This window comes from Streptomyces ipomoeae 91-03, assembly GCF_000317595.1.
Taxonomy (GTDB): Bacteria; Actinomycetota; Actinomycetes; order Streptomycetales; family Streptomycetaceae; genus Streptomyces; species Streptomyces ipomoeae.
In genome coordinates this window covers 59,919-70,058 of sequence record NZ_AEJC01000440.1, presented here as the reverse complement: position 1 = coordinate 70,058, position 10,140 = coordinate 59,919, and the positions used below count along the sequence as shown (strand labels likewise).

Annotated in this window: 10 protein-coding genes and 2 pseudogenes; 6 read left to right on the top strand and 6 right to left on the bottom strand. The window is 67.9% G+C overall.

Annotated elements, in window-relative coordinates:
* Positions 1–231: 231 nt before the first annotated feature.
* The gene (locus STRIP9103_RS29550) at positions 232–1,473 is read right to left on the bottom strand and encodes a PP2C family protein-serine/threonine phosphatase (protein WP_009326503.1); all 1,242 of its coding nucleotides are present in this window, start codon (positions 1,471–1,473) and stop codon (positions 232–234) included.
* Positions 1,474–1,659: 186 nt separating this feature from the next.
* On the opposite strand from STRIP9103_RS29550, the pseudogene STRIP9103_RS53780 reads away from it, so the two are divergent.
* Positions 1,660–1,919, top strand: a pseudogene (locus STRIP9103_RS53780) (IS982 family transposase); the annotation flags it as partial.
* A gap of 101 nt (positions 1,920–2,020) precedes the next feature.
* Here the strand turns inward: STRIP9103_RS53780 and STRIP9103_RS50190 are convergent.
* Positions 2,021–2,185 (bottom strand): hypothetical protein, encoded by a 165-nt coding sequence (locus STRIP9103_RS50190; protein WP_158696919.1) that lies wholly within the window; start codon positions 2,183–2,185, stop codon positions 2,021–2,023.
* Between the two features lie 369 nt (positions 2,186–2,554).
* On the opposite strand from STRIP9103_RS50190, the pseudogene STRIP9103_RS29540 reads away from it, so the two are divergent.
* The 3 genes and pseudogenes from STRIP9103_RS29540 to STRIP9103_RS50835 form a co-directional block, all read left to right on the top strand.
* Positions 2,555–3,069: pseudogene (locus STRIP9103_RS29540) on the top strand (winged helix-turn-helix domain-containing protein); the annotation flags it as partial.
* Between the two features lie 333 nt (positions 3,070–3,402).
* Positions 3,403–4,233 (top strand): lipoprotein, encoded by an 831-nt coding sequence (locus tag STRIP9103_RS29535; protein WP_048821204.1) that lies wholly within the window; start codon positions 3,403–3,405, stop codon positions 4,231–4,233.
* A gap of 191 nt (positions 4,234–4,424) precedes the next feature.
* The gene (locus STRIP9103_RS50835; RefSeq protein WP_181800385.1) at positions 4,425–4,595 is read left to right on the top strand and encodes a hypothetical protein; all 171 of its coding nucleotides are present in this window, start codon (positions 4,425–4,427) and stop codon (positions 4,593–4,595) included.
* 222 nt (positions 4,596–4,817) lie between these two features.
* Here the strand turns inward: STRIP9103_RS50835 and STRIP9103_RS29530 are convergent, their stop codons facing one another.
* On the bottom strand, positions 4,818–5,177 hold the full coding sequence (locus STRIP9103_RS29530) for a metal-sensitive transcriptional regulator (protein WP_009326450.1): 360 nt from the start codon (positions 5,175–5,177) through the stop codon (positions 4,818–4,820).
* A 260-nt stretch (positions 5,178–5,437) separates the two neighbouring features.
* On the opposite strand from STRIP9103_RS29530, the gene STRIP9103_RS29525 reads away from it, so the two are divergent.
* On the top strand, positions 5,438–6,058 hold the full coding sequence (locus STRIP9103_RS29525; protein WP_009326469.1) for a DUF47 domain-containing protein: 621 nt from the start codon (positions 5,438–5,440) through the stop codon (positions 6,056–6,058).
* 7 nt (positions 6,059–6,065) lie between these two features.
* Complete coding sequence (locus STRIP9103_RS29520; RefSeq protein ID WP_009326485.1) at positions 6,066–7,064, top strand: inorganic phosphate transporter; 999 nt, start codon at positions 6,066–6,068, stop codon at positions 7,062–7,064.
* Positions 7,065–7,177: 113 nt separating this feature from the next.
* Here the strand turns inward: STRIP9103_RS29520 and pstB are convergent, their stop codons facing one another.
* The 3 genes from pstB to pstC all read right to left on the bottom strand — a co-directional run bounded on the left by pstB (position 7,178) and on the right by pstC (position 10,096).
* On the bottom strand, positions 7,178–7,954 hold the full coding sequence (gene pstB, locus STRIP9103_RS29515; RefSeq protein WP_009326495.1) for a phosphate ABC transporter ATP-binding protein PstB: 777 nt from the start codon (positions 7,952–7,954) through the stop codon (positions 7,178–7,180).
* A 91-nt stretch (positions 7,955–8,045) separates the two neighbouring features.
* Positions 8,046–9,095 (bottom strand): phosphate ABC transporter permease PstA, encoded by a 1,050-nt coding sequence (pstA, locus tag STRIP9103_RS29510; RefSeq protein ID WP_009326513.1) that lies wholly within the window; start codon positions 9,093–9,095, stop codon positions 8,046–8,048.
* The gene (pstC, locus tag STRIP9103_RS29505; RefSeq protein ID WP_009326501.1) at positions 9,092–10,096 is read right to left on the bottom strand and encodes a phosphate ABC transporter permease subunit PstC; all 1,005 of its coding nucleotides are present in this window, start codon (positions 10,094–10,096) and stop codon (positions 9,092–9,094) included. Before pstC ends, pstA begins: the two co-directional genes overlap by 4 nt.
* Positions 10,097–10,140: the final 44 nt, after the last annotated feature.

The following is a 10,140-nucleotide window of genomic DNA, read 5'->3' as shown; positions in this document are numbered from 1 at the left end:
TTCATGAGTCTTCTAGATGAGTGAGTCCGATGTTTTCAATGGTCGTAGGCGATCGGGGATCGTTTGAGCTCACTCATCCAGATGTGCTGTTCGGGCAGGTCAGTGACGCGGCTGGCTGGGGTGCGTTGAGCCATCAGACGGCGACAAGCTCACAGCTATACCGAAGCCCTGGGTCTGACGTTCTTGCGCATTGCTGCTTCGAGTCCGGGCTCGGGTGGTGGGACAACAAGCTCAGGCGGGGACGGTCAGGTGGTCGGTGGTGTCCCCGCGCCACTCGATCAGGAAGAGCGTCGCGTCGTCGCTGGTGTGCCCGCCTCGTTCTTTCTTGAGAGTGTGGGAGAGTCGGCGAAGCTCTCCGCGTAGTCCCTCTTCCGGTGGCTGCATGCGGTTGATGCAGTTGATGAGACGGTCCTCACCGAAGGTCTCTCCGGCGAGGTTGCGCTCCTCGATGACACCGTCGGTGTAGAACAGCACGCGATCACCACGCTGGAGCTGTCGCTCGCTGATCTTGGGACGTTGTCCGCCGAAGCCGATCGGCAGGGTCGTCACGCTCTCCAGCCGCTCCACGACCTGGTGGTCGCGGATCAGCAGCGGAGGCGGGTGGCCCGCGTTCACCCACAGCAGACTGCCCGCCACGATGTCCAGATACATCATCTGGGCCGTGACGAAGCGTTCGGGCCCGAACATCTGGGCGATGGCGTGATCCATGAAGATGTACTTCTCGGACAGGTCGACCAGGGCGCGCCGGGCGTGCCGGTAGGCGCCGACGGCGACGGTCGCCATCGTGGCGGCCTCCAGGCCGTGGCCCATCGCGTCGAACACGGCGGCATGCAGGATCGTGTCGTTGAGGGCGTAGTCGAAGCTGTCACCGGCGATGCTGTAGGCGGGCTCCAGGATCCCGGCGACCGCGACCTGCGGAACCGACATCGCCAGCGGCGGCAGCAGGGACCACTGCATCTCCGCCGCGACGCTCATGGGTTCGCGGCGTCTGGCCTGGAAGAACTGGTCGGTGTAGCTGTGTTTGGTGACGATCATGTCGGCGACCAGTCCGGCGAGCCTGCCCAGCAGGCGCCGGTCGTCGTCGTCGACGGTGTCCATGGTGACGGCCAGTACCCCCACCTGGTCGCTGCCGTCCAGCAGGGGCAGGTATATCCGGACGCCGTCCGCCTGCGGGACCTCGACGGCGGTCGCGTTGAGGAACGCCCTGCCGGCAGGAGAGTCGGCGATCGGCTCGGGCCCGCCGACCAGCAATCCCCTGCCGGGTAGCGGCGCCAGCAGTTCCTGTCCGTAGTCCTGCAGCAGGATCGACACCTCGCGGCCGCCGATCCTGGCCACCTCCTCCGCGACCAGTGGAGCGATCAGCTGCGGCGGCATCTCGTGGGCCCGGTCCAGCAGCAGGCCCAGCAGCCGCTCACCGAATCCTTCCGACCGGTCGGGCATGCTCCGACGAGACTGCCGGTCACCCTCCGCCATGACCCCACCCTCCTCCCCAAGTCCCTGAGCTGCCACTCGTGCGTATCCGGCGACGGGCACGGTGCCCCCGTCGAGCACAGTTCGTACAGAGTGCCGCCGCACATCGGCCGTGCGGGGCCATTAGGCCGACCGCGGCATGTCCACCCCGCCGTCGGCTACACCCATCGCGCGCCAAACCTGGCAGAGAAGCAGCTCAACGCCGCCGGGCCGCTGATCAGTCAGGTGATCAAGATGCTCACCCGGCAGGGGCCGACCTGGCATGACAGCCTCCGGCTGATCGACTCCACGCCGCTGCCCTGCGCCGCCTCGTGCGAGCCGGGCAGGTGATCCTGGCCGACAAGGGCTTCGCTGACAGGAAGTTCGAAGCCTTCCTCGCCGTGCGGCTCGATGTTCACCTGGTGCAGCCGGACCACAAAGACGAGCCGATCCAGCACGGGAAGGTCGCCGGACTCAGTCATCCAGCTATAGCCAGGGGCTTATATCCCCAACACAGAGAGCCCCGCTCGGCACTCGCCGGACGGGGCTCTTCATACGTCAGATGCCGCAATCAGGGACTGACATCTTGTGGGATCGACGCTGAGTCGAAGATGGCTTTGAGGCTCCCCAGCTGTTCGGGTGTCGGCTCGGGCGCCCGCTCCAACTCCTCAGCAATCCAGTCATCCAGGGACACGGCCGCCTTGCCCTCCCACACGGACTCCGTTCCCGCGCTCATACGGCAGCCTCCACAAGGATCGTTCGGCTACCCGCCCCCACGTGCACACCATGGATCACGCTCGGCCCAACATCGATTCCTCGTGCAGCCATTTTGAGGGCCCACCGCCGCTCCGCCTGGGCTCGCTCCTTGGGCGTGGACTGGCGCTTGCGGGGCGCCACGTCAAGGTAGGGCCGTACGGGATTGCGATTGTCGGTGATCGGCAGGTTGGCTTTCGCCTCGGCCGCATAGGGGCTCATGTGGCTCGGCGGGAACGCACGGCCATGCTCTGGTGCCGGTGTCGGCACGGTGACCTTGGGCGACATCGGTAGCACTGGGGGCATTCGGTGGGGCTGTGCTGTCGTCGGCGCGGCTGCCCCGCTCGGCGCTACGGTGCGGCGTTGGCGGCGGGCGTGGGAGCAGGGCGGTGCGGACGCGTTGCGCTCGACAGGGCCGACATCGGTGGTGCGGCTGAGCCCTGCCCAATGGGAGCGGCTGGAGCGGGAGTTACGGCGCGGTCCGCTCGCCCGCGGCTTTGACGACGAGTTCCAGGGCTGGACGCCGAAGCGGGTCAAGCTGCTGATCGGGCGGATGTTCCACGTCGGCTACACCGTCCAGGGCGTGTGGAAGCTGCTGCGGCGGCACGGCTGGAGCTGCCAGGTGCCCGTGCGGCGGGCGCTGGAGCGGGACGAGGAGGCGATCGAGGTGTGGAAGACGAAGGTGTGGCCGCAGGTAAAAAGACCGCGGCCCACTTGGGCGCCCACATCTGCTTCGAGGATGAGGCCGGCCAGGGGCTGAGGCCGCCGAAGGGACGCACCTGGGCGCCGCGCGGGCAGCGGCCGGTGGTGCGGGTGCGCAGCCGCAACCGGGGACGGGTCAACATCGCCGGAGTGGTCTGCTACCGCCCCGAGCCCGCCGCCCCGTAGACCTCACCCGTCGCCCCCGTGCCCCGCCGCGTCCTCTCTCGCCAGACTCCGGGCCCGGCGGGCCGGGCCGCGCCAGCCGCAGGTGCAGCGGGCCACGCAGAAGGGGCCCTGTTCGACGGTGGTTGTGCGGTGTTGCTCCTGCGACCCGGATGCCCGGTCGTCGTGCTGTGCCACACTCCGGACATTACCCAGGGCAGGTAAGAGCTACCCGCCGACCCGCCCCCGGCGACCTCGCGTGACGACCTCTCTTACCCGTCGTTAACCCCGACGACAGGAGGACCCGGTACGGACCGGTCAGGGGGTCGACAGGCGATGGTGACGCGGCGGCACAGCAGGACGGGCTCGGTGGTCGTCGCGGCGGGACTGATGATCTCCCCCCTGGGCTGCGCGACCGGCGGCCTCGACGACGCCCTCCCCGGCGACCCGGGCGACCCCGTCGAACTCCTCCACCGCACCGCCGCCACCCTGGTCCGCGCCGGCAGTTCCAAGGCCCGTACGGAGATGGAGATGGCCACCGGCGGCACCCGCGTCACCATCCACGGCGAGGGCGTCTACGACTACGGCAAGCAGCGCGGCAGGCTCAAGGTGCTGCTCCCGCAGGACGCCGCCGGCATCAGCGAGCACCGCCCGATCACCGAACTCCTCGCCCCCGGTGCCCTGTTCATGAAGAACCGCGGCGCGGGCGTCCCCCCGGACAAATGGGTCCGCGTCGAGACCGGCTCCCTCTCCGACGGCAACCTGGTCACCGGCGGCGCCACCGACCCGTTCGCCGCCGCCGAAGTACTGCGCGGGACGCGTACGGCGACGTACGTCGGCCAGACCGAGGTCGAGGGCACCCCGGTCCGCCACTTCCGCGGCACCGCCGACCTCACCACCGCCTCCCGCACCGCCTCGGAGGGCAACCGGGCGCCCCTGCGCGCCGCGGCCAAGGGCTTCGCCACCGCCGAGGTCCCCTTCGACGCCTACCTCGACAGCGAGGGCCGCCTGCGCAAGGTCCGCCACCGCTTCAGCTTCGTCAACGGCCGGCAACAGGGCACGGTCGCCGTCGCCTCGACGACGCTGCTGTACGACTTCGGCGTCCCTGTGGCCGTACGACTGCCGAGGTCGGAGGACATCTACGCCGGGAAGATCGCCGAGGAGTAACGGGGACCGGGGTGCACGGAGCCCGAGGAACGGCGGGTTCGGGCCACGGCGGGGCGGGGGAAGTCAAGGGCGCCGGGTAGGACTTGAGGCGGAAAAACGGCGGGCCGGAAATGGTCCGTTGGTGCCATGCGCCGACTGTGGATGCCTGCCTACCCTAGGAAGTCGGTGTTGGCGGAGAAGAGGTGATGCGCGTGGCTCCGGCAGGCGGTACGGCGGTTCAGGACCACGTGGCCCTCGCCGAGATCGAACTCTGCGGCGACCTCATCATCGCCGCCTCCACCACCGACGGCGACCGCCTCAGCCCGGCCCGCATCGACGAGGTGCTGAGGGTATCGGAAGAACGCGCCCAGGACGCCGAGTAGTTCCAGAGGCCCGGGGCCGGGGACGAGCGCAGATTCCGGGCGCATCCGATCCGCCGGACGACCACAGAGGCCGTATCCCGCCGATCCGCCCGACTACGGCGTGGGCCGTACCCGGCGAATTTCAGCCACCGGCCGCCCTACCCGTCAGACCGCCTCCACCGACACCCCTACTCCCCCAAATCCCCCCATATCACCCACATCCCCCGTATCCCTTACATCCCCTCAGGTCCGCAACAACCGCCCGATCGCCTTCGTGGCCTCCTCCACCTTCGCGTCGACCTCGGCGCCGCCCTTGAGGGCCGCGTCGGCGACGCAGTGCCGGAGGTGCTCCTCCAGGAGCTGGAGCGCGAAGGACTGCAGGGCCTTGGTGGAGGCGGAGACCTGGGTGAGTATGTCGATGCAGTAGACGTCCTCGTCGACCATCCGCTGCAGCCCTCGGATCTGCCCCTCGATACGGCGCAGCCGCTTCAGGTGTTCGCCCTTCTGCTTGTGGTACCCGTGGATTCCACGGTCGTGGTCGGTCACCACGATGTCGGCGGCCTCCTCGGAGGGCACCGTCGCTCCGGCCTCGGTGGTCGTCATCGCGTCCTCCCACAGACGTCTCCGGCATATACCCCAGGTAGGTATATGGTAACGAACTTTGCTGGGTATGGGCTCTGTGGCCGACGGTAACCGCCGTACCCGCCCGCCGTGCGCCTTCCCGGGCGCCGACGGGTTCCCCGTACGCCCCCGTGTAGATCACATGGACTCATGGGTGACACTGGGGAACGGAGCATTAGCCGTGGCCGGATGATGCGCCTAGCATCACCCTGACCGAAATCAATGCCTACCGAGGACCCCACGTGCGCTTTCGTCTGACCCCCAGGGAGACGAGCTTCTACGACATGTTCGCCGCGTCCGCGGACAACATCGTCACGGGCTCGAAGCTCCTGATGGAACTGCTTGGGGCGGACGCCTCCGCCCGGGCCGAGATCGCGGAGCGTATGCGGGCAGCGGAACACGCCGGTGACGACGCCACGCACGCGATCTTCCACCAGCTGAACTCCTCCTTCATCACGCCCTTCGACCGCGAGGACATCTACTCCCTCGCGTCCTCCCTCGACGACATCATGGACTTCATGGAGGAGGCCGTCGACCTGGTCGTCCTCTACAACGTCGAGGAACTTCCCAAGGGCGTCGAGCAGCAGATCGAGGTGCTGGCACGTGCCGCCGAACTGACGGCCGAGGCGATGCCCAACCTCCGGACCATGGACAACCTCACCGAGTACTGGATCGAGGTCAACCGGCTGGAGAACCAGGCGGACCAGATCCACCGCAAGCTGCTGGCCCACCTCTTCAACGGCAAGTACGACGCCATAGAGGTCCTCAAGCTGAAGCAGATCGTGGATGTGCTGGAGGAGGCGGCGGACGCCTTCGAGCACGTGGCGAACACGGTGGAGACCATCGCCGTCAAGGAGTCCTGAGCCGTTCATGGACACCTTCGCTCTGGTCGTGACCATCGGCGTCGCACTCTTCTTCACCTACACGAACGGCTTCCACGACTCGGCCAACGCGATCGCGACCTCCGTGTCGACCCGCGCGCTGACACCACGGGCCGCGCTGGCGATGGCAGCGGTCATGAACCTGGCAGGCGCGTTCCTCGGCAGTGGCGTGGCCAAGACCGTCAGCGAGGGTCTGATCCAGACCCCCGAGGGCTCGAAGGGGATGGGCATCCTCTTCGCGGCGCTCGTCGGCGCCATCACGTGGAACCTGATCACGTGGTACTTCGGTCTGCCGTCGTCCTCGTCGCACGCGCTGTTCGGCGGCATGGTCGGCGCGGCCCTGGCGGGCGGTACGACGGTCTACTGGTCCGGCGTCCTGGAGAAGATCGTCATCCCGATGTTCCTCTCCCCCTTCGTCGGCCTGGTCGTCGGCTATCTGGTCATGACCGCGATCATGTGGATCTTCCGCCGCGCCAACCCGCACAAGGCCAAGCGCGGCTTCCGTATAGCCCAGACCGTCTCGGCGGCCGGCATGGCCCTCGGCCACGGCCTCCAGGACGCCCAGAAGACCATGGGCATCGTGGTGATGGCCCTGGTCATCGCCGACGTCGAGGACTACGGCGACCCCATCCCGGTCTGGGTCAAGATCGTGTGCGCGGTGATGCTGTCGCTCGGCACGTACGCGGGCGGTTGGCGCATCATGCGCACCCTCGGCCGGAAGATCATCGAGCTGGACCCGCCCCAGGGCTTCGCGGCGGAGACCACGGGCGCCTCGATCATGTTCGTCACGGCGTTCCTGTTCAAGGCGCCGATCTCCACGACCCATGTCATCACCTCGGCGATCATGGGCGTCGGCGCGACGAAGCGAGTGAACGCGGTCCGCTGGGGCGTGGCCAAGAACATCATCCTGGGCTGGTTCATCACGATGCCGGCCGCGGCCACGGTGGCGGCGACGAGCTTCTGGCTGGTGAACCTGGCGTTCCTGTAGCTGCCGTGGCAGCGAAGAACGACGGGCCCGCCCCCCGGGAGCCAGGGGGCGGGCCCTTTTCCTACCTCGCGGTGGCACCGCCATGCAGCACCGCGAGGAGTCCTGTGTACGACCTAGCCGAAGCGGCCGGAGATGTAGTCCTCCGTGGCCTGTACGGACGGGTTGGAGAAGATCCGCTCCGTGTCGTCGATCTCGATGAGCTTGCCCGGCTGCCCGACGGCGGCGAGGTTGAAGAACGCCGTACGGTCGGACACACGCGCCGCCTGCTGCATGTTGTGCGTCACGATGACGATCGTGAACCGCTCCTTCAGCTCACCGATGAGGTCCTCGATGGCGAGCGTGGAGATCGGGTCGAGCGCGGAGCACGGCTCGTCCATGAGCAGCACCTTCGGCTCGACGGCGATCGCGCGGGCGATGCAGAGTCGCTGCTGCTGACCGCCGGACAGACCGGAACCCGGCTTGCTGAGGCGGTCCTTCACCTCGTTCCAGAGGTTCGCGCCCTTGAGGGACTTCTCGACGATGTCGTCCATCTCGGACTTCTTCTTGCTGCCGACCAGCTTCAGACCGGCGGCCACGTTGTCGTAGACGGACATCGTGGGGAAGGGGTTCGGACGCTGGAAGACCATGCCGACCTCACGCCGCACGGCGACGGGGTCGACACCGGCGCCGTACAGGTTCTCGTCGTCGAGCATGACCTTGCCCTCGACCCGGCCGCCCGGCGTGACCTCGTGCATGCGGTTGAGCGTGCGCAGGAACGTGGACTTGCCGCAGCCGGAGGGGCCGATGAAGGCCGTCACGGAACGGGGCTCGATGGTCATCGAGATGTCCTCGACGGCACGGAAGGAGCCGTAGTAGGCGTGGAGGCCGCTGACGTCAATTCGCTTGGCCATGTGAATCACTGCTTCTTTCGCGGGTCTCGCGGGGAACTGGTCGCTGTTATGGCCGCGTCAGCGGCCGGCCGCGCGGCTGAGCCGCACATGATTAACGCGGGGCCTTCCAGCGGGCGATGCCGCGGGCCGCGAGATTCATGATCATGATGAAGGCGATGAGCGTCAGCGACGCCGCCCAGGCACGGTCGTACGCCGCACCGGAGCCACCACTCTGCTGGAACTGCAGGTAGATGTACATCGGCAGGGACGCCTGCGGGTCGGAGAAGGGGTTCGCGTTGATGAAGTTCGAACCCCACACCAGCAGCAGGACCGGAGCGGTCTCACCGGCGATACGGGCGACGGCCAGCATCACACCCGTCGTGATACCCCCGATGGCGGTCGGCAGTACGACCTTCAGGATGGTGCGCCACTTCGGCACGCCCAGCGCCAGCGAGGCCTCGCGCAGCTCGTTCGGGACGAGCTTGAGCATCTCCTCGGTGGAGCGGACGACGACCGGCAGCATCAGGATCGTCAGGGCCATGGCGCCGGCGAAGCCGGAGGGGCCCATGCCCAGCATCAGGATCCAGGTACTGAGGATGAACAGACCCGCGACGATCGACGGGATGCCCGTCATGACGTCGACGAAGAAGGTGACGGCCTTCGCGAGATTGCCGCGACCGTATTCGACCAGGTAGATCGCGGTCAGCACACCGATCGGCACGGAGATCGCGGTGGCGAGGCCGACCTGCTCCAGGGTGCCGAGGATGGCGTGGTAGATGCCGCCGCCGGGCTCGGAGGTGGCGACCACGCCCATCGAGTGGCTGAGGAAGTAGCCGTCGAGGACCTTCACACCGCGCTTGACGGTCTCGTAGACGAGGGAGGCCAGCGGGACGACGGCGAGGAGGAAGGCGACCCAGACGAGGCTGGTCGCGACCCGGTCCTTGGCCTGCCGGCGGCCCTCGACACGCGCGGAGATGCCGTACGAGCCGAGGACGAAGAGGACACCGGCGATCAGGGCCCACTGGATGGAGCTTTCGAGGCCGGCCACCGCGCTGATGCCGAGGCCCAGGGCGACCGAGCCCCCGGCGACCGCCCAGGGGAACCACTTGGGCAGGGTCGCGGCCTTCAGGCTGCTGGGGCTGGAGAGGGTTGTGTTGCTCATGCGTTGGCCCCCGAGAACTCCTTGCGGCGGGCGATGATCAGGCGGGCCGCGCCGTTGACCAGCAGGGTGATCACGAACAGGACCAGACCGGAGGCGATGAGGGCGTCACGGCCCATCTCGGTGGCCTCGCTGAACTTGCTGGCGATGTTCTGGGCGAAGGTACCGCCGCCCGGGTCGAGCAGGCTGGCGTTGATCTCGAAGCTGGGGGACAGGACCATGGCCACGGCCATCGTCTCGCCGAGGGCGCGGCCGAGGCCGAGCATCGAGGCGGAGATGACACCGGAACGCCCGAAGGGCAGGACGGCCATCCGGATGACCTCCCACCGCGTGGCGCCGAGGGCCAGGGCGGCCTCCTCGTGCATCTGCGGGACCTGGCCGAAGACCTCGCGGCTCACGTTGGTGATGATCGGCAGGATCATGATCGCGAGCAGGATGCCGACGGTGAACATCGAACGGGGGGCACCGCCCTGCCATTCGAAGATGCCGGTCCAGCCGAGGTAGTCGTTCAGCCAGCCGTAGAGGCCGTCGAGCTGCGGTACGAGGACCAGGATGCCCCAGAGGCCGTAGACGATGGACGGCACGGCGGCGAGCAGGTCGATCACGTACGCGATGGGGCCGCCGAGCTTGCGCGGGGCGTAGTGCGTGATGAACAGGGCGATGCCGACCGCGACCGGAACCGCGATGGCCATGGCGATGATCGAGGAGACGATGGTGCCGAAGGCCAGCACCGCGATACCGAAGACCGGCGGGACCGCGGTGGGGTTCCACTCGAAGGTGGTGAAGAAGTTGCCCTCGTCCTTGCTGATCGCGAGCGCGGCCCGGTAGCTGAGGAACACGGCGATGGCCGCCATGAGCACAAGCAGGAAGATGCCGGAACCGCGGCTGAGGCCGAGGAAGATCCGGTCACCGGGGCGGGTGGCGCCGCGCGCGGCCCGCTTCTGGTCGGCTCCGGAAGGCTGTGGGGTGGGGGGAGCGGTGTCTTTTGTCGTAGATATGTCCATCAGGTTCTCCGGTCTGCGGAGCCGGCGTCGTGCGGGCGGCGGCT